This is a genomic window from Polynucleobacter sp. MWH-Spelu-300-X4 (assembly GCF_018687515.1).
Lineage (GTDB): Bacteria > Pseudomonadota > Gammaproteobacteria > Burkholderiales > Burkholderiaceae > Polynucleobacter.
Genome location: NZ_CP061294.1, coordinates 300,793 through 321,028, shown reverse-complemented (window position 1 = coordinate 321,028; position 20,236 = coordinate 300,793). Strand labels below are relative to the sequence as shown.

Here is a 20,236-nt window from a genome sequence, read left to right as displayed (position 1 = left end):
AACAAGTCAAATGCTTTTACTGTGCAATTTCGATGGAAACCCGACTTACTTCCAGTATTTCATCTATAGGTATCGGCGAAGCCCCGCCTGTAGAGACCGCATCAACAAAAACTTGTGCACAAACCTTCTGTCCTTTATCCTGCCGCCACAAATTCATTTTTTTGAAGCCAGGCCATCCAAAACCTGTCAACTTTCGATAGTTATCGAGCTGCAAAACACGTCCAGCTGCAAAAACTTCAAGTCGCTCTTTGGGGAAAGCTTTGGTTCCGTTCGCAAAATAGTGCACCGTGCCTATGGAACCATCATTAAATTTCAAGTTAATGGTCACCGTGTCATCGGTTGAGGCATCCATAAGTACCCGGTTATAACTCACTATCGGGCTTCCCGCCAAGAACCGCAACAGATCAATGAAATGGCAAGCTTCGCCAATAATCCGGCCACCGCCAACTTCGGCATCTTGAGTCCAATGGTCGGCAGGAATCGCCCCCGCGTTCACAGTTATGATGAAGCTTTTGGGTCCAGATACTCCGCTCAGCAGATGCTTTATTTTTTGAACCTGTGGAGCAAAACGTCGGTTAAAACCGACCATCAGAATAGGAGGATCTGCCAACAAACCGCAAGCCTTACTGTATGAAGACTCAATGTCGCTCAGCTCAGCAAGGGTGAGACACAAAGGCTTTTCAACAAAGATATGCTTGCCCACCTCCAATGCCTGCAAAACAAACCGAGCGTGGCTGTTATGCTGCGTCGTGATAACAATGGCATTGTTGGTGCTGTCAGAAAAAAGCCTGCTAGTATCAGTCGTGGTCTCGTCAAAACCAAATTTACGCCCCGCATGCAAACCACTTACCCCGGCGCTAGAGGCCACACTTCGCAAGTGGGCTCCCGCATCCTTAAAAGCGGGGATCAGCACAGCCGTCGCATAGTTACCGGAACCGACAAAGCTCACCATTGCCTTATTAGTATTTACCACCGATGAAGTCACCCTAGCGATTCTCAGGCTCACAGTCCTCGCTGCCGGAGTGATCTCTAGACCCGGATAGGCAAACAAAATACCAAGAGAAGACTCTGCGCCTCCGACCAAGTTGTATGCCTTCTGCGCTTCGCCGATGGCAAAGCGATGCGAAATCAGAGGTTTCACATCCAGACGACCATCGGCCATCATATCCAGCACTGCCTCAAAATTGCGCTGTTCCGTCCAACGAACAAAGCCCACGGGGTAGTCCTGGCCTTTTTCTTCATAGTTCGGGTCGTAACGGCCTGGGCCATAAGATGATGAAACCTGAAACGTCAGCTCCTTCTTGAAGAAGTCATCCCGCGACAGTTCAAGGCCGGTGACCCCCACTAAAATAATACGACCTCGTTTGCGGCACATCAACGCAGCCTGGTGAATTGGCTCACTACTCTTAGTAGCCGCCGTGACAATCACTGCATCCACGCCTCGACCACGAGAATAGAACTCTGCTATTTTGACAGGATCCTGGCCAGAAGCCAAATCAACTACCTCGGCACCGAACTGGCGTGCCAGCGCCAACTTCTCCTTGTCGAAGTCCAGGCCGAGCACGCGGCACCCATGGGCGCGCAAAAGCTGCACAGTCACCAATCCGATCAACCCGAGGCCAGTGACTACAACCGTCTCACCAAGGGTTGGTTGAGCCAACCGGATACCTTGCAAGGCAATAGCCCCCAGCACAGCAAAAGCTGCCTCTTCATCGGATACTGAGTCCGGCACTTTGGCACATAGGTTGAAAGGCACACTTACCACCTCAGCGTGCTTGCCATTGGAAATGACCCGATCACCTTCAGCAAATGCCGTCTCGCCAGCGCCGACTTTTGCTACGCGACCCACATTGCAATAACCCAAAGGTAAAGGTTGGTCGAGCTTGCTGAAAACCGCCTCAATCGTGGGCTGCAGACCATCTGTCTTAATCTTATCCAGCACCATTCGGACTTTATCTGGCTGCTGACGGGCTTTTTCGATCCATCCCGCTTTACCAAACTCCACCATCATTCGCTCAGTACCTGCGGATACCAAGGTATGAGAGGTTTGGATGAGTAGCTGACCACGCTTCACACTAGGCACTGGAATTTCTGCCAGTTCAGTAACGCCTGTTTTTAGGCTTTGCAAGATCTGCTTCATTTCCCACTCAAATACTATTCAATTCATTTACTACATTACTAATTAACGAATCTTCCAATCCGTACCATATTGGTAGACATAAATGTCTATTTGCAATCAATTCAGGATCAGGGCCTAATGAATAGTCGTAAACAGGTGATGTTCGAGATTTCAATTTATCGTAAGAAAAATCTTGGTTAGAAAGAACTATAAATTTATAATAATTACCTCGCTGTCCATTAATATTTTGGGCAATAAAATTTATTCCCTTATTTTTACAGATTTCAATGTATCTTTGAGCAATTAAAGATTTATTTTCAATAATATCTTCCGAATACTTGCAAACAGAATAAGATAATAGTGCCTGCACTTCAGAAACTCTAAAATTACATCCAATTAATTGGCGTTGATCAAATCTATCATAAATATTGAACCTACTAAGAAAATCATATAATTCACTATTATTTGATACCCACAACCCTCCTTCACCACCAGGAATAGATTTAGTAGCGTATAAAGAATAAATGCCAGCATCACCAAATGTTCCCGTATGTTGACCATTTAATGTTGCACCGTATGAATGAGCACAATCTTCAACTAGAATAACGCCAAAAAAATTACAAAGCTCAGCAATACGTACTATGTCAGGATTTGCAATCCCTCCAATATGAGTAAGCAAAAACACAGTTTCACGAGGATATTTTAATGATCTCAAATAACACTCGACCTGCTCTGCCGAAGGCATCAATGTAGCCAATGAACACGGAATAGAATCTAACACCTCAAGACCAGAGGTGTGAGCCATGACCTTGACGCCATACATAGTATTGCTCTGCACAAATACATACTTAAGGGATTTCAGTTGCTTTAACCCCATAAGTGTTGCCAAGATAGCGCTTCCGTTGGAATTAAAAGAAATGCAATGCGCAGCTGAAGTATATTTGCACGTTTGTTCAGCTAGAAGCTTATTCCATTTGCTCTCAGCCAAATTACCACTATCAAATATATCTTGAATATTTTCATAAAAGAAATTTTGAGCTTTGGCAGGAATCTTAATCATCCCCATTTTTTATCCTTAAAGTTTAATGAAGAAACAATTTTTTGCCATTGGCAAAAATCTAAAACATCAAAATTAGCAAAGCTAGTTTTTGAAGACACTGAAATAGGGGGGTTTTTATTGTAAATTCTACGATAAAACTCAGGGGCCAAACTAAAAAGTAAAGAAAACTTACCCAAAATAATTGAATAAACGCCGTCGTGTACTTTGTTTATATGATACAAATAATTTCTATTTTGCCCATTTGAAGTAAGCTCTTTTTTTAATCCGATATAAGAATCGACCACATTTATTTCAGGGTTTCTAGACATATGCTCTTTAATACAATAATTAAGATAATCATGAATATCAGATTCATTTTGAACAGTTATCCCACCTGCTAGACCATAACCATTTAACTTATTAATTAAATTTATACAATTTTTAGTTTTGTAATCTAATTCAACGAAACTCTCTTTTTTTGGAGATAAATTTTCCACAACAAACATTGGAGCATAACTAGTTTTAATAGACTCATTAGTAAATTTAGAGTTTTTATCTGCCGCACATAGTACAATATTCCTAGAATATATAATTCCACCGCTAGTTACAATCTCATAGACATCATTAGTAATTTTTTTATAGTTAAATAATTCAGTATCCAAAGAAATTTTTCCGTTATTTAAAACAAAATTATTTAATAAATCTCCGAGTAAAATTCTTGAATTCATTGTTATATCAGTACTTATCTGATGAAAAAATGAGACCCCATCACGAATAACAATATCAGGTTTTATTTGATGATAATCAAGTAACCAACTTTTAAAGTTTATAGATCCTCCACGTTTCCGCAACCAATCATGCGAGGAAATTTTATTTATTTTCCCAATAGATTGATTAACAAGAATATTCCACAAAAAATTAAATTTTCTATTTCGGTAATAAAAATTAATATTATGATTATTAAACCAACCATCGCCAATTACTGCTAGCCCTGTCTCCGTTGCAATAAAATTATTTCTTATAAAGTCAGAATAAAAAATAAATAGATCATCAATTGCTCCTAGTAGGTAAGATGTTGTATATGAAGCATCTGGAACTAAAGTAAATAGTGCTCCTGTATGCAACCATTCATGAAACCCTCCAGATGTTTCACCTGCCAACTTATTATTTTTTTCAATCAACAAAATAGAATTTTCAGGATTTCTTGATAAACATTCAGCGATACTAATTCCAGCGGCCCCTCCACCAACGATCACAAAATCATAAATATTAGATGAAATCATATAAAAATAATTATTTAATATCGCAGGACATTATCGTCTCAGATAAGCCTTTATCAATTGAATAAAAATTATACTCCCCAAATAATTTAATAAAAGCTTCTCTATCACATGAAGAAAATTCTGGATCACTTGGCGCCAGGGGTTTATATACTGGTATTATATTTTTATTCATTATCAAATTTATTTTATTAAATAAATTATCAATGCTAATTGAAAAACCAGTACCTAAATTTGAAATGTAATTTTTTGGGTTTTTATTTATAATGGACAATGATGATAATAATATATGTGCAACATCTTTCACATAAACAAAATCACGAGTTTGATATCCTCCATTTATAAAAATATCCAAGTCATTTTTTAATCTCTCAATAAAAATTGAAATAACACCTGAATAAGGACTGCTTGGATCTTGCCTAGGTCCATACACATTAAAAAATCTAAAGCCAAAACTTGGTACATTATATAAATAATAAGATACTTGGCAGTATAATTCCATCACATATTTATCGACAGCGTAAGGACTTAATAAATCAATAGCTTCAGACTCTTTAGAGATCGGTAAATTACCATATATTGCAGAACTTGAAGCGTATATTAATGGTGTTTTTTTTAACCTACAATATTCTAAAACTGCCAAAGATGATTCTAAATTATTTCTAGAGCTATTTTCAAAATCATCAACAGACTGAGGAACGCTAGCCTGTGCAGCAAGGTGAAATATTGCATCAAAATTGCTATATCTAATTTCCTTAAAATCCTGTATTTTTATTTTTTTAAACTCTATTCTTTTATTTTTTATATCTAAATTAGATAATTTACCAGTGGATAAATCATCAACCACAGTCACTCGCCCACCCGATTCAAGTAATAAGTCAACAAGATGGGATCCTATAAAGCCAGCGCCACCAGTTACAAGGTAGTGATTCAAAACTTTTTCTCCCATGGAAAAATATAGTATGGATAACCATTTTTATTATTATTTTTCAAAAAATTAATAAGATCTTTAGATTTACAAAAATATAAGTTTAATCCATTAATATTTTTATGTTTTAGTATTCCATTGCGTAACAATACTCTTTTTAAATTTCTTTCTGAGTATCTAATTGACCAATATGGCAATCTCTCATATATACGAATTAAATATGTTGAGTCACTATCTTTTACTCTAAAGTTTTTAATCCCATACCAATTATTAACAGGCCACTCATCAGGAAATGAATCTTCAACGACATGAATCATTGTCATGCTATGTGTTGGATCAACTCCTAGAAAAATGATTGTAGCATCGATACTATAACAAAAATACCAACCAGAATTAATCCCACATGGGTAAATAATATCCTTAATATTCTTTTGAATAACTTTATCTGCATAGTGTCCAACACCGACCATTGCGTTGATAGGGATATTACTTCTAACTGAATTAGGAATTTTGAGTAAAATTTTTGATATTAAACCAGTCCCAGTTGGAGTTTTATTAATATTGTATTCATAAATATTTTCATCAATATTATTTTTTTTTGTAAATTTAAATTCTTTATTTTTTATAATAGGAATAGCTGGCGCAAATACAGTTCCTTTGGGGCCAACTAAATTTATGAGTTTATCGACAAAAACATTAGGAGAAATACCAATTTTTTGGAGTTCGGTTGAGCTACTATGAATTAAGACTGAATTACTATCTGATAAATTAATTGAGATTAAATCCATAAGCTCATCAATTTTTGTTGAATTATATTTTTTAGATTTATCAGATGAAAGATATTTTTTTATTTTAAAAAAATATCTATTAAATATATTAAATTTACGAAGTATTAACCTTAAAAAAAATTCTAAAATTGGTGAAAAAGATAGTATGTTCTTAATCATTTAAAAACTTTAGGGTAAATGTTATTAATTAAAAATTCCATTTGTTTGAATTGGTCAAAACTCGCAATATCATGTTCATTTGGAATGAATTTATTATCAGACTTACTTATATCATGCAAAATTTTATTCAAATTCGAATGATTAATTTCACCAATTATGTAAACACTTTTTTTCATATTTTCAGTAAGTAAATCTATCCACTCTAACTGAGTTGTTATAACCTTTGCACCACAAAATATAGCTTCGTAAACAGATCTCGGAGAAGAATCTGAAGATGGAACTGAAATTACAGCTAAAGAATTAGACATATAGTTATATAAAGTTATTTTATCAACTCGCCCAACAATAATATCTCCATTAATTAAATTTGAATGTATTTTATTTAAATAATCTTCATGAAGGAATGGGTACACAAAATCAATATTATATTTTTTATTTGAATTATTACGAGCTATTAAAAATTTATTTATTTGATATAATTCAGTTAATGCTCTTATACTTAACAATCTATCAGATTTATTAAATTTATTAGAACTACATAAATTCAAAATTGATTGCACATCAATCCCATTTTGAATAATAAAAATATTTTTCACTGAAAAATCAGTTTCTAAAATTATTTTTAGCAAATTTGAATCAACTGTTACAGCTTTTGCACCTTTTACTGAAAATTTTGATAGGTATTTATAGATTATTGACTGCCTTGGCCTTACTAAATAATCACTACCCATAGGAGTAGCAACAAATGGTACCCTAGCAATTGCGCATATTAATATATAATAAAAAGAATGAGCATGGAAGACTATGCCATTTTTATTTCTTTTAATCCAAAATTTTCTAATCTGCCATGATTGAAATGGCACCGCTGCAAATTTAATCAAATTTCTATATCGATCACTAATTTTTGATTGCTTATTTAGCATTAAACAATCAATAGTAAAAATTGGGTCATCCGAAAATTTTTTAATTAATCTATTATGATTTTCACTCTCAAATAAATCACTAAATAATTTAACTGAAATATTTTTATTATTACTTATATATTTGATTGTCTTGTACCAATCTACAACATGATACGAACGTGCGTCACCAATTAAAACTATTTGATTCATTATCTACACACTTTTATAAACTTTGCTGGAATTCCAGCATATAAAGAATATTTTTCATCCATTTTTTTATTTAATAAAGAATTTGAACCTAAAATACTACCTTCTGGCAATCGTGAACCAGATAATATTGTTGTAATAGCACACACCCAACAATCTCGCTCTATATATATTGGAGATTGCATTCCTTCTCCCTGCAGAGAAATAGGCATCGTGCGTAACCTATATTCATGTGCCCCCCCAATAATATTTACTCGATCAGCTAATAATGCAAAATCACCAATATATATATTCGAAAAGCCAGTAGAATTAGTAGTAATTCTAGTCTCATCTCCAATAAAAATATTTTCACCAAAAATTATATTTCCTCTGGGAAATATTCTAACATTTTTACCAATATATATATTTTTTGGAATTTTACTAGGTGACTTTAGAAAATCAAAACTAAAATACCATCTATAAAATGATAGTAAAAATTTTCTGATTTTTAAAATTTTAATAATCATACATGTAAATTTAAAATTATCAGTTAATTAATTTAACCTTGCTCTCTTATATAAAAAAAATTATCACATTGGCCACAAAATTTATAAGTACCAAATCCAGAAATACCTGCAGGAATAAATGATTTTTTCTTCGATTGGATCTTAATCAGAGATTTTTTTGATAAATCAAAATTATACAGATAATAATAATTCATATTAAATGCGTAATTTTTACTAAAGTAATTGAAAACACTTCTATTTTTAAATTTTTTCGGCTCTACAACAGTTGAGAAATAAATATTATAATTACTTTTGAAAGAATAAATTGAACTTGATTCTAAAATAGCTAATTTAGATATAGATTTATTTTTAATATCTAAAGCAATTAAATAATTTTCATCTATCTGTGAATCCGTTGCATATATTAACTCGTCATTATACAAATAGCCCCAAGCAGCTCTATAAATTTGACTTCCCACTTTATAAGGGATGGGTTTGCTATAATTAAAGTAATCCTCCATTTTTATTATATATATACCAACCCTTTCCCCAAAATCTCCTGTTAATATAAATAATTGTTTTCTCTGTAAATCCGGGATAATTGAATGGATATGATTAATGAAGTTTTTATCAAAATTAGAAATTTCAATTGTAGTATTTTTATCTGAATAATACGCAAACAACTTAACAGGGCCCATAAGATCATTTCTCTTATACTCGCCAAAATATATTATAAATTTATTTTCATTATATCTTACCACTGAAAAATCTAAACATTTACATTGATTGAATGTTATTATTGTCTTTATTATCCAGTTGTTTGAATTATTGTTTTTATATAGCCATTTTATTTCGCGGTTAGAAAGTATAAATAAATCATTATTTGATTTTTTAACCAATTTAATACTTCCATGTAATAATCGGAATATTATTGGAAAAAAAATGCCTATATAACTTAAAAAAATGCCACATGAGCGGTATATTACCTTGTCATTTACAAGTAATTTACAATTATCATAATTTATTTTCATCTAATAATTCCAATCAACTTTTGATAAAATTATCATAGTTAATAATGGTGTTAGATAACCAGAACAAAAACCATAGCCAGTTAAACCAGAAATTGATATAAATAAAATTAATAAATTTTTCTTATAAAAAGAATAAAGCAAAGCCGTAATTGGAAATAATAAACCGCCATAACCGAAAGAATAACTTAAGGCGGATATATCAGAATCAAAGAATTCAACATTTACATTATTTATAACATTATCATAAACTTCAATTCGTTCACTTAATGAATCAAAATCAGAAAATAATCTTGTAATAAAAACATTATTATCAATCAAAAAACCATGATAGATCAAATACATAAAAACTGTTAAGCCCAAAAAGATTCCCAACTTAAATTTATTTCGCAGCACTACGATCATAGAACTTACCATCATAGTTCTACTTATATTTGTAAATGCCGACAGTATTTGAGAAATATAACTAACGAAAAGTACAACTCTATTTTTACTGTTTGCAATACAAGTGAATGAAAAAATACCAATAATAAATGCTGTCAAATTGGGATTTCCCCAAAAGCCAATAGTCCTTGAATAATATGTATCTGATAAAAATCCTGAATCTTTAAATACTGGACTATAAAAATCGACTGGTGTGAAATTTAAAAAATTTGTAACAGATGTTAATATCAACAATATAATTATTGAATTTATATTGATTTTCATCTTTTCCTCAGTAGCAATCAATGTCAGCCAATAATTTGATACATATATATATATAAATCCAACATATTTACTTTGATTCATGCTAAATATAATTGTTATAAAAAATAATATGGCTGCAATCAATATCTTATATTTTATTACCCTTACCCTAATATCTTTTTTAAATATTAGTATTGATATGCATGCTAGCTGCAATTCTATTGTATGCGATAAAATGCTGAAGGCACAAATAATTATTCCAAATGTGTGAAATATAGATTTTATATTTTTATTTGATATGGAAATCATTTTTTTTTATTTTAATAAATATAAACTCAACGATTAGCCATAGTAAAACACTAAAGAAAACTTTCCCTTTATATATTAAAAAAACTGTTGGCAACAATGCCAGTCTATGTAATACAATAACATTGTATTTATCGAGTTTTAAAAAATCATATTCTTTATTAACAGAATAAAATCTTATGATAAAAATCAATAGGATACTAAAAATAAACCCGATTTCCATATCTTTATCAAATGTTAAAATTATACTTCCCGATATAATTGTTAAAATAACAAATAATTTAAAATAAATATTAATTTTTTCTGAAGTAAAATTTCTTCGAATTATTGGAAAATATGTATAGAATATTGAGTGAATTGTTAAAATATATCCAATTGCTCTAATCTCTTTTGGACTCAATATACTCAATAAATGATGATAGTTAACCCATATTATAAACATAAAAATTGCTGATGAAACTGAATAACCATCAAAATTAATTAATATCCATTCAAGCTTTATTTTTTTATTATAAAATCCATCAACTATTACAGTTAAAATTATTGCAATTAATATATATAACACATTCTCAGAAAAAACTTCAGCCAAAAAAATTCCATTTATTATTATTATCAACCTTAATAATGCTGAAATTATTTTAGATATAAAATCTGTTTTAATTGACTCCGAATACCGGTTAGTAGTTGATAAATAAATAGATATTGCATACCCTATTACATTCGCAATTATTATTTCAGGCACCACAATTAAAATTATTGATATTTTTATATCTATTATTGTTTTTATTGTTAAAATTAATATGCTTGATAATGCAAGGTAAGCTACTCTATTGTAAAATAACTCGCGAAGATGGATACTTCTCTCCTGAACGATCGCTCGTGTTCTATATCCAAGATCCGCACAAATTGATGCGATTCCAAATGCAATCATATACTCTGAAAAATTAACTGGGTATATTGATAATAAGTAAAAATTTACTATGTAGGCTACTAATGACCCACTTACAATGATAAGTGGATATATATATTTTTTTTCTGGCATTAATTTATTTTAATTATTTTTTTGTTATATATTACTGAGTCTAAATTCATGCCTGACATAATCGTCTTTCCATATTGTTCAAAATTCATCCCACGCCTAATTTTAGCTTCATTTGTTATATCTACTATATAATCACATGATGCAATATATTTGCCGAGTACTTCATATGAGTAGCCTTTCTCTACATATATTTTTATTTTTTTTGACTCTTGTATTATTTTGGGTATGTCGCTCATACTATCAACAAGTACATTCAGCTCAACTTCACTATCACTAACAATTTTTATTAATTTTTTAAGTTTTTCAAACGAAATTCTTTGATCGTCAAGTCGACCATAAATTAATAACTTTTCATCACTATCAAAACCCCTATATATTTCAAAATTTGAATCTGGGTCAGAGATATATTTTGATAAATCTGAAATTTCTATTTTCTCTTTTAAAAACAATTTGTTGATTTCAGAGATATAACCAAATGGCTTCGCCATCTTTTTAAGATACCAAGTTATCAGATAATTTATTACTATAAAAAGAAAATATTTAAAGATATTTTTTAAGGATTTTTCTTTAATTTTTAAATATTTTCTTAAGCCAATATACTCACGCCCCAGAAATTGATTAGCGCAATGTATGCCGACATTAATATTCTTACCAAATATAAACCCAGCTGTAATTACAGCAATTGTTCTGAAGTCATGCCTAAATGTATTTATTATAATTTCATCATTTTTTTCTATTTTTCTTACATACTTAATGACCTCAATAAGACTTCGGCTTCCAGAATAAATTTTTATATTTATTTTCTTTTCAAGATATTTCTTTATAACTTCATGGTGCTGTGTTAATTCAATACTATGGTACATCTTAGGTTTGGTATAAATATTAAATATTTTTAAGTATTAGTCTATTGCTATTTATTATCTTGGCGCAAGTTAATCCATTCAACCATACGTGCTATACCATCCTGTATATTGATCTTAGGCTCCCAAGAGAATATTTTTTTTGCTTTATCTATATCAGCAATAAAAACACGCTGATCACTTTTACGAGCTGGTAATTTCATATATTCAAGATTTATTTCGATTGATTTTTCAAGTAATGCAAATAATTCTAGTAATGACAAGCTATTTTCAGAGCCACCACCGATGTTGAAAACTTGTCCAGAAGCTTTATCAATATGAATCAATGCATTTCCATAAAGCTGTTTCATATCCTCTGCATGAAGCACATCTCTGACCTGCTTCCCGTTCCCCGATATTGTAAATTTATCTTTCAGATTTCCCTTGCTAGTTTCTAGTGCCTTCATACAAAACCAACCTACCCAACCTTGATCATAAGTAGCAAATTGCCTCCCTCCATACATTGACGAGTGTCGGAAAACTACAGTCTTTATTCCAAAGGTGCGGGCATAGTCAAGCATATATTGTTCAGCCGCACCCTTAGAACATCCATATGGTGAATGAAAATCCAATTGCGTAAGCTCATCAAATCCATTTGGCTTTTCTACGCACTTATATCGTGTTGTAGTTTCAACATAAGAATACTGCTCTAAATCACCATACACCTTATTCGTTGAAGAATAAATCACTGCTGCATTTGGGCAATATTGGCGGACTGCTTCTAGTAAATTTACAGTTCCAAGAACATTAACTTCAAAATCCATTCTAGGATTCGCAATTGATGTTGTCATTGCTACTTGACCAGCCAAATGGAAGATCGCATCAGGCTGAAAATCCTGAATTACTCTAGTAATGTCATTCTGATTTCGAATATCTCCATGTTCAAATTTAAAATTACCTTGGGTTTGAAGCCATATTAGATTTTCTCTTGATCCATTTCTATATAGGCTATCAAACACAACCAATTCATCTCCACGAGCCAGTGCATCAGAAGCAAGATTGCTCCCTAAAAAACCACAACCGCCAGTAATCAATAATCTCATTTCGCCACATCCATTTCAATTGTTTTTTTGATTCCCGCTTCAAGATCAAACTTTGGAATCCACCCCATACTTTTTAGCTTATCTATATTAGCCACCATACACATAACATCATTTTCACGATAGGGTATTTGACCAAATAAAAGCTCCGTTTTCGAACTGGTCAATTTATGAACTGTTTCTACAAAATCTCTCAAACAGGGGGCTTCACCTGATCCCAATTCAATATGTTGAGCCTTCTCTAATTTTGATAAGTTTTCTAAAATCGTTATGTAAGCATCAACTACATCATCAATATAAACAAAATCCCTTGTTTGCTCACCGAGCGATAAGGGTAATTTGGATACGTTATTCCTGCATGCATTAATTACATACGAAGTAAATTTAGAGGCACTATCCCCCGGCCCATACATGTGCTGGAGTTTAATATTAATAAATTGGGTATTTCTATTTGAGTGCTTAGTTTCATAGATCCCCAACTCTTGAAACTGTATTTTTGTTAGAGCATACAAACTTACATCCCTAGATAAGACAGTCCCGGTATTGATAAAAGAAACTTTTTTCTCAAGGCTATTGATGACATTTAATATCAATGCACCGAACCGAAGATTGGAGTCAATGATTTTTATTATCGATTCTCCATTTCTCCCATAACAACAAGCAGTGTGAATGACGATATCAGGGTATACTTCTCTAATAAATTGAGTAATTTCCTGATCGGTCTCACATCTCCCTATCTTGTAGATAGATAAATCAGTTAATCGATAAAGATCGGTATTTTTTCTAACCAATAAAGATACCTGATGATCCATTTCACCAAGTCTACGTGCTAGAGCACTTCCCAAAAAACCACCTGCGCCAGTAATAAGAATATTCAAAACACTTCTCTTAGAAATTCACACCTAAGTAAGCCTCAATTTTCTCAACCACAAACTCCAACATCTCTCTGGTTAAAGCTGGCTGAACACCGATCCAGAAAGTATTATTCATTACTGTATCAGTATTAATTAATTCACCACTCACACGATACTTAGCGTTAATCATATAAGGCTGTCTTGTTAAATTACCAGCAAATAACAAGCGAGTCCCAATTTTGTTTTGATCTAAGTAGGTGGTTAAATCCAGGCGAGATACCGGACAGTCATCTTTCACCGTAATCGGAAATCCAAACCAAGAAGGATCAGATCCCTCAGCGATCTCAGGAAGCTGCAAAAATTCCTCGCAAGAGCTAAGACGCTCTTTTAAGAATTTGAAATTATCTTTACGAGCTTGAATAAACGCCGGTGCTTTTTCCAATTGTGCCAAGGCACATGCTGCCTGCATATCGCTAATTTTAAGGTTGTAGCCCAAATGGCTGTATGTGTATTTATGATCATAGCCTTCGGGCAAATTACCCAGCTTCCAGCAAAAACGCTTTCCACAAGTATTATCTTTTCCAGGAGGGCAGTAGCAATCACGACCCCAATCTCTAAAGCTTTCAGCAATTTGCTTTAATTCAAAATTGTTGGTAAAAACAGCACCGCCCTCACCCATGGTAATGTGGTGCGCAGGGTAGAAGCTCAGAGTTCCAATGTCGCCAAAAGTGCCAACCATTTGACCTTTGTAAGTACTACCTAAAGCATCACAACAGTCTTCTATAAGCCATAGATTGTATTTCTTGCATAGTGCCATTACGACATCTAAGTTAAAGGGATTTCCCAAAGAGTGAGCTAACATAACGGCTTTAGTTTTTGGACTAATCGCTACTTCAATTTTTGAGGCATCAATATTATGCGTGTACTTATCTACATCTACAAACACTGGGATTGCACCAAACTGAATGATGGGGTTAACAGTTGTAGGAAATCCTGCAGCAACACCAATCACTTCATCGCCTTGCTTAATTGCGCGATCACCCAGCTTTGGAGAAGTAAGTGTAGAGAAAGCTATTAAATTAGCAGATGATCCGGAGTTCACGGTAATGGCGTGCTTCACCCCAATAAATTCAGCTAGTTTTTTTTCAAATTGCTCGTTAAAGCGACCCGTGGTAAGCCATCCATCTAAGGAGGCATCCACCATATTTTTTAGCTCTTCACCACCAATTAATTTTCCAGATGGAGGGACAGCTGTTTGCCCGGGCTCGAATGCTTTTGGAGAAAACTCAATGGAGGCATATTGATCAACTAGCGCAGCAATTTGCTTGCGTAATTTTTCTTGCTCTAGTTTTTTAGTGTCGATAGTTTGTGCATTCATTATTTAAAACTCATATATTGATTTATTTGTGCGAGACTTACCTTTTGCATATTTTCGTTTAGCTGATAGGCTCTTTGCCATTCAACAATTTTTTGTATAGCAAGATCTATATCCCACGCCGGAATCCAGCCTAATTGGGCACGCGCCTTGGAACAATCTAGCTTCAAAAGATTAGCTTCATGCGGTTGTTCAAGCCCTTCCTTCTGCCAACGAGCCGAACTACCCCAATAAAAAATCAAAAGATCAATCACTTCTTGTACAGAGCGATTATCTTCATCACGCGGGCCAAAATTCCAACCCGAAGCAAAAGTTGACCCTTGCTCATAAACCGCTTGAGCCAAAATCAAATAACCAGAAAGGGGCTCTAAAACATGCTGCCAAGGACGCGTGGCTGAAGGGTTCCGAATCATTAACGGCTTATTTGATTCAAAAGCCTTAATCGCATCAGGTACCAAACGATCCTCAGACCAATCACCGCCACCAATGACATTGCCAGCTCTTGCAGAGGCTACTTTATTAATTGAATTAGAACTTGAAAAATAAGATTGACGGTATGCAGAAGTAACTAGCTCTGCACAACCCTTACTATTACTGTAGGGGTCGTAGCCACCCATAGGTTCATTCTCGCGATAACCCCAAACCCACTCTTTATTTTCGTAACATTTATCCGTAGTTACGATCACAGTAGCTCTCACTGAATCAATACTTCGCGTACTTTCCAAAACATGGACTGTACCCATTACATTAGTAGCATAAGTCTCCACTGGGTTAACGTAGGAATAACGCACTAATGGCTGAGCCGCCATATGAATAACTACATCAGGCTTTGCTTCTGACATCGCTTTTTGCAGAGATACTAAATCACGGATGTCAGCGATATGAGACGTCTCTATTAAAGAATCAATCTCTAATACATCAAATAAATTAGGCGTCGTATTGGGCGCCAATGCATAACCTGTAACGTTTGCCCCCATCGAAGATAACCACAAAGACAACCAACTACCCTTAAATCCAGTATGCCCAGTTAAAAAGACTCTTTTGTCTTTCCAAAACTGTGGATCAACTTTAGCGCTCTTCATTACCAAGATTTCCAAGGTGCATTACCAGAACCCCAAAGTTCCTCTAAATAATTTTTATCGCGTAAAGTGTCCATTGGTTGCCAGAAGCCATGATGTTGGTATGCCATCATCTCAGACTCTTGAGCTAAATTTTCTAAAGGCTCTCTTTCCCAAATAGTGGCGTCATCTTTAATTAAATCGATGACTTTAGGAGAGAGAACAAAGAAACCACCATTAATCATCCCGCCATCGCCTTTAGGTTTTTCTTTAAAAGATGTTATGTGGTGATCTTGATGAATATCGATAGCGCCAAATCGACCCGGCGGATAAACGGCCGTCAGTGTTGCTTTCTTACCATGACTTTTATGAAAATTAATGAGGTCAGTAATATTGACATCACTCACACCATCGCCATAAGTAAAGCAAAAAGCCTCTTCTTCTTTTACATACTGAGCAACGCGTTTTAAACGTCCGCCCGTCATAGTCTCGGGGCCCGTATCAATTAAAGTGATTTTCCAAGGCTCTGCATAACGATGGTGTACTTCCATTTTGTTATGAGCCATATCAAAAGTGACATCAGACATATGTAGAAAATAATTAGCAAAATATTCTTTAATGACATATCCCTTATACCCACAGCAAATGACAAAATCATTAACGCCATGAGCTGAATAAAGTTTAAGGATATGCCACAAAATTGGCATGCCACCAATCTCAATCATGGGCTTAGGTTTACTTTCAGTTTCTTCTGAAATTCTTGTTCCCAAACCGCCCGCTAGAATAACTGCCTTCATAAATGACTCTTTGAAATAATTTAATTACTTAATAAAACTCACGCCTGCTAATGCCCGATCCGGGGTGCAGTCTCTGCATCTCAACATAGACTCACTCTGCTCACTCATAACGCACCACCTCACGAGATGCCTGAGATACATCGCTGGTCGCCAAGGCTTGCTGTTCGGCTACAGCCACTTCTTGCCTCAAGGACTCAATCTCCTCACGAAGCTGCTGGTACTCCTGCATTTTACGTTTCAAAAAGGTAGCTGTTAAGGCTGTTTTTTCTGCGACGCCCTTGGGAGTTAATAAATAAGCATACACCCACTTATTTTTGTTGTTCCTGAAGTTCTGTATTTTGATAAGACCTGTGGAAATCAAGGCATTTAAGCAGTAATTAACCCCACCCAAGCTCACCCCCAAAGACTGAGAGAGCTCTCTTTGGGTCAAATGGGGATTGGATTCTAGCAATCGTAAAACCCGGAACTGGAGTTCAGTTGGCATTAGAAGGTATTTTTTAATTGTTAGTAATAATTAACAGAATTATTGTAGGCACGCTACCGCCCTGTCTAATCAAGCGACATTTGAAAATATTAATTAATTTTTATTTAAAAATCATATAGTTATTAACTATATGTTGCATAAAACATGTTTTAAAAATTTCATTAATGATGAATTTTTATGCGTTCAATTATGAACATTATAACTAATTAATGGAGTATTTAATGTATTTCTGCATCGCAAAAATTACAATATCGCCATGGAATACTTAATTCTGGCCTTTTTCTCAAGTTTGCTCGTCACCTTGGTTTTAATCAGGTACCAGCATCTTCACGAAAAAATCTCCCATGACCATGATTTATCTGGTCCACAAAAGTTCCATACCCATGCCGTCCCCAGAATTGGAGGCATCGGCATCTTCTTAGCACTCCTCATCAGTGGGGTCGTAGCACTTAATTTTTCAAATCCTGAAAAAGGTACTTTATTGCTTCAATTAAGTGCCTGCGCACTCCCAACGTTCTTCATTGGCCTCACAGAAGATCTCACTAAAAAAATTGGTGTGAAAATCAGGTTGTTAGCCACAGCGAGTTCCGCCCTTTTAAGTGGCTACGCGTTAAATGTCTGGGTCACCCAAATACAGATACCCGGTATTGATTGGCTATTAAGTATTGCTATCATCGCTATTATTTTTACAGTGATTGCCGTCACTGGTTTAGCCAATGCCTACAACATCATTGATGGCTTTAACGGCCTAGCCAGCATGATTGCCATCATTAGCTTATTAGCGATTGGTTATGTCGCCTTTAAAGCCAACGATCCAATCCTTGCCTCCATAGCTCTCATAGTGATTGGTGCTATCAGCGGGTTCTTTATTTGGAACTACCCACGAGGTCTTATTTTTTTAGGAGATGGTGGGGCTTATCTCATTGGCTTTTTAATTGCGACACTATCCATCTTACTAGTCAATCGAAACCCCAGCGTCTCTCCTTGGTTCGCCTTATTGGTCAACGCCTATCCTATTTTTGAAACACTCTTTACGATTTGGCGACGAAAAGTTCATCAAGGCAAAAATCCAGGACTTCCTGATGGGGCACACTTTCATTCGCTAATTTATAGAAGAATGATTCGTTGGGCTGAAGTCAGTGAATCCCAAGCAACTGCCTCATTTGCAAAAAATGCTAGAACCTCACCGTACCTTTGGTTACTGTCCAGCTTAGCTGTTTTTCCTGCGATTATTTGGTGGCAAACCACTTGGATCTTGCAATGCTTTGCGCTATTGTTCTGTGTATCTTATGTCTGGGTTTACGGCGCTATTGTGAAATTCAAGACCCCTAGTTTATTTAAGTTTTTCAAATAACCAATTTCTGGTTAGGTGATTAATTAAGCGCCTACTTTTTTCAGTTGCGGTAAGTTGATTTCTAGCTTCTGAACCGTTCCTAAAAGCTCTACTAAAACCAAAGCTCTCGATAAACCATCCGGTAATGTTTGCAGTTTTTTAAAGAACCCAAACAAACCTTTAAAAGGGCCTTGCGTAATTTCTAGCATCTCGCCTTGTTTAAATAACTCATGCAAAGGCTCTTCTTGAGTACAGCGTTCTTTTAAACAATGGACAACCGCATCAGGAATGGATACAGGCTCTACGCTGGCGCCAAATCTGAGTAGCTGGGCTACCCCTCGAGTGGAGCGTATCGGAAACCAATTACTCGTCACATCCGATAGCTTAATAAAAAGGTATCTCGCAAATAAGGGTTCAGTCACTAACTTAACTTTAGTCGATTGTCTTTTTTGAACTTGGCAAGTCGGCAAGAAGACTTCAAATCCTTGAGCTTGCAGATTCTCTAGAGCCCTAAACTCTTCTCGCACTTTCGTATGAATGACATACCATTTCATAAAACTATTTTTTAAATTAGTTACGATAAGCAACTAAAGCTTTTCGACCCATTGCCCATAAAATACCAAGAAAGATACCGCCCAATAAACCAACGAGTAAGCCAATTAATTTCTTAGGAGATACTGGTCTATCAGATACATAAATCGGAGAAATCAATTTAGCACGACGATTCTCACCAGCAGTAATGAAATCATTTAAATCCATAATCTCATCCGTTAACTGCCTCACCTCATCTCTTGTGGCTAAGTAAGCTGCAGATAAAGCGCTATTAGATTTATCTGCCCGAGCAATCACAGATTTAGATTCCTTCAATTTAGTTTCATAAGCCATTACTTTTTGTTTTGCTTCTTCCAAAAATGGTTCTTTAATAGCTTTCTGAGTCACTCGAATTTTCTCAAAAATACTCTCTAAACATTTCGTCACTTGCTCAACGGAAACATCCTGAATTTTCACCTCAAGAACAGAGTTATTACCCTTCAATTGAGTAGCGTTAATTTTCTTAACCAATATTTCTGACGCATTTGGCTTTCCAGAAAGTGAGCAAGCCTCAATATTAGCCTGATCGTAAATACTCGGCATCTTTAGGCGAGCTATCAGCACCAAAGGATCTTCAATATTGATGCCTAAAGGACTCACATTATTTTTACCAGACCCAGATGCTAATTGAGACATTTGCACTTGCATCGTTCCCTCATAAGAATTTGGAGTTACCCATATATAAGCTACTGCACCCGAAATACCTAAAAAGGTTGTTAACAGAATTGTTTTCCAAGACGCTATAAAGAAATCAAGAATATCTTTAATTGAGATTTCATCTTCTTGTGCTTCATTTAAGAATTGTTCTGACATAGCGTAATCAACCTAATGAGTT

Annotated in this window: 20 protein-coding genes; 1 reads left to right on the top strand and 19 read right to left on the bottom strand. The window is 34.6% G+C overall.

Translation table 11 applies throughout. The features are described from left to right. Positions 1-16: 16 nt before the first annotated feature. The 17 genes from ICV01_RS01665 to ICV01_RS01585 all read right to left on the bottom strand — a co-directional run bounded on the left by ICV01_RS01665 (position 17) and on the right by ICV01_RS01585 (position 17,477). Positions 17-2,140, bottom strand: coding sequence for a bi-domain-containing oxidoreductase (locus tag ICV01_RS01665; protein ID WP_215287976.1), 2,124 nt, complete (start codon positions 2,138-2,140; stop codon positions 17-19). A 7-nt stretch (positions 2,141-2,147) separates the two neighbouring features. Further along, complete coding sequence (locus ICV01_RS01660; protein WP_215287974.1) at positions 2,148-3,179, bottom strand: DegT/DnrJ/EryC1/StrS family aminotransferase; 1,032 nt, start codon at positions 3,177-3,179, stop codon at positions 2,148-2,150. After that, a complete protein-coding gene (locus ICV01_RS01655; protein WP_215287972.1) occupies positions 3,176-4,441 on the bottom strand; it encodes an FAD-dependent oxidoreductase in 1,266 nt (421 codons plus the stop codon). The genes ICV01_RS01660 and ICV01_RS01655 overlap by 4 nt, the downstream gene beginning before the upstream one ends. A 10-nt stretch (positions 4,442-4,451) precedes the next feature. Next, positions 4,452-5,387 carry an NAD-dependent epimerase/dehydratase family protein gene (locus tag ICV01_RS01650; protein WP_215287970.1) on the bottom strand — a complete coding sequence of 312 codons (936 nt, stop codon included), beginning with the start codon at positions 5,385-5,387 and terminating at the stop codon, positions 4,452-4,454. Then, complete coding sequence (locus ICV01_RS01645; protein ID WP_215287969.1) at positions 5,369-6,313, bottom strand: AAC(3) family N-acetyltransferase; 945 nt, start codon at positions 6,311-6,313, stop codon at positions 5,369-5,371. The genes ICV01_RS01650 and ICV01_RS01645 overlap by 19 nt, the downstream gene beginning before the upstream one ends. Further along, complete coding sequence (locus tag ICV01_RS01640) at positions 6,310-7,425, bottom strand: glycosyltransferase (RefSeq protein ID WP_215287968.1); 1,116 nt, start codon at positions 7,423-7,425, stop codon at positions 6,310-6,312. Before ICV01_RS01640 ends, ICV01_RS01645 begins: the two co-directional genes overlap by 4 nt. Further along, entirely contained in the window at positions 7,425-7,928 is a 504-nt protein-coding gene (locus tag ICV01_RS01635) for an acyltransferase (RefSeq protein ID WP_215287966.1), read from the bottom strand. The genes ICV01_RS01640 and ICV01_RS01635 overlap by 1 nt, the downstream gene beginning before the upstream one ends. A gap of 32 nt (positions 7,929-7,960) precedes the next feature. Continuing rightward, a complete protein-coding gene (locus ICV01_RS01630; protein WP_215287965.1) occupies positions 7,961-8,806 on the bottom strand; it encodes a hypothetical protein in 846 nt (281 codons plus the stop codon). A 132-nt stretch (positions 8,807-8,938) separates the two neighbouring features. Then, the gene (locus ICV01_RS01625; RefSeq protein ID WP_215287964.1) at positions 8,939-9,724 is read right to left on the bottom strand and encodes a hypothetical protein; all 786 of its coding nucleotides are present in this window, start codon (positions 9,722-9,724) and stop codon (positions 8,939-8,941) included. A gap of 187 nt (positions 9,725-9,911) precedes the next feature. Beyond that, entirely contained in the window at positions 9,912-10,970 is a 1,059-nt protein-coding gene (locus tag ICV01_RS01620) for a hypothetical protein (RefSeq protein ID WP_215287963.1), read from the bottom strand. Further along, positions 10,970-11,833, bottom strand: coding sequence for a hypothetical protein (locus tag ICV01_RS01615; RefSeq protein WP_215287962.1), 864 nt, complete (start codon positions 11,831-11,833; stop codon positions 10,970-10,972). The genes ICV01_RS01620 and ICV01_RS01615 overlap by 1 nt, the downstream gene beginning before the upstream one ends. 47 nt (positions 11,834-11,880) lie before the next feature. Continuing rightward, positions 11,881-12,912 (bottom strand): GDP-mannose 4,6-dehydratase, encoded by a 1,032-nt coding sequence (locus tag ICV01_RS01610; protein WP_215287961.1) that lies wholly within the window; start codon positions 12,910-12,912, stop codon positions 11,881-11,883. Further along, the gene (locus ICV01_RS01605; protein WP_215287960.1) at positions 12,909-13,787 is read right to left on the bottom strand and encodes an NAD(P)-dependent oxidoreductase; all 879 of its coding nucleotides are present in this window, start codon (positions 13,785-13,787) and stop codon (positions 12,909-12,911) included. The genes ICV01_RS01610 and ICV01_RS01605 overlap by 4 nt, the downstream gene beginning before the upstream one ends. Positions 13,788-13,797: 10 nt before the next feature. After that, positions 13,798-15,141, bottom strand: coding sequence for a lipopolysaccharide biosynthesis protein RfbH (gene rfbH / locus ICV01_RS01600; protein WP_215287959.1), 1,344 nt, complete (start codon positions 15,139-15,141; stop codon positions 13,798-13,800). Then, positions 15,141-16,220 carry a CDP-glucose 4,6-dehydratase gene (gene rfbG, locus ICV01_RS01595; RefSeq protein ID WP_215287957.1) on the bottom strand — a complete coding sequence of 360 codons (1,080 nt, stop codon included), beginning with the start codon at positions 16,218-16,220 and terminating at the stop codon, positions 15,141-15,143. The genes rfbH and rfbG overlap by 1 nt, the downstream gene beginning before the upstream one ends. Beyond that, positions 16,220-16,993: a glucose-1-phosphate cytidylyltransferase gene (gene rfbF / locus ICV01_RS01590; RefSeq protein WP_215287953.1), complete on the bottom strand. Its 774-nt coding sequence runs from the start codon at positions 16,991-16,993 to the stop codon at positions 16,220-16,222. Before rfbF ends, rfbG begins: the two co-directional genes overlap by 1 nt. 100 nt (positions 16,994-17,093) lie before the next feature. Beyond that, on the bottom strand, positions 17,094-17,477 hold the full coding sequence (locus ICV01_RS01585; RefSeq protein WP_215287951.1) for a MarR family EPS-associated transcriptional regulator: 384 nt from the start codon (positions 17,475-17,477) through the stop codon (positions 17,094-17,096). Positions 17,478-17,733: 256 nt separating this feature from the next. Between ICV01_RS01585 and ICV01_RS01580 the strand changes: the two genes are divergently transcribed. Beyond that, complete coding sequence (locus tag ICV01_RS01580; RefSeq protein WP_215287949.1) at positions 17,734-18,831, top strand: glycosyltransferase; 1,098 nt, start codon at positions 17,734-17,736, stop codon at positions 18,829-18,831. Between the two features lie 23 nt (positions 18,832-18,854). Here the strand turns inward: ICV01_RS01580 and ICV01_RS01575 are convergent, their stop codons facing one another. Together ICV01_RS01575 and ICV01_RS01570 are read right to left on the bottom strand one after the other, a co-directional pair. Then, positions 18,855-19,364 carry a transcription termination/antitermination NusG family protein gene (locus ICV01_RS01575; protein WP_215287947.1) on the bottom strand — a complete coding sequence of 170 codons (510 nt, stop codon included), beginning with the start codon at positions 19,362-19,364 and terminating at the stop codon, positions 18,855-18,857. Positions 19,365-19,380: 16 nt separating this feature from the next. Continuing rightward, complete coding sequence (locus ICV01_RS01570) at positions 19,381-20,214, bottom strand: Wzz/FepE/Etk N-terminal domain-containing protein (RefSeq protein ID WP_215287945.1); 834 nt, start codon at positions 20,212-20,214, stop codon at positions 19,381-19,383. Positions 20,215-20,236 lie beyond the last annotated feature (22 nt).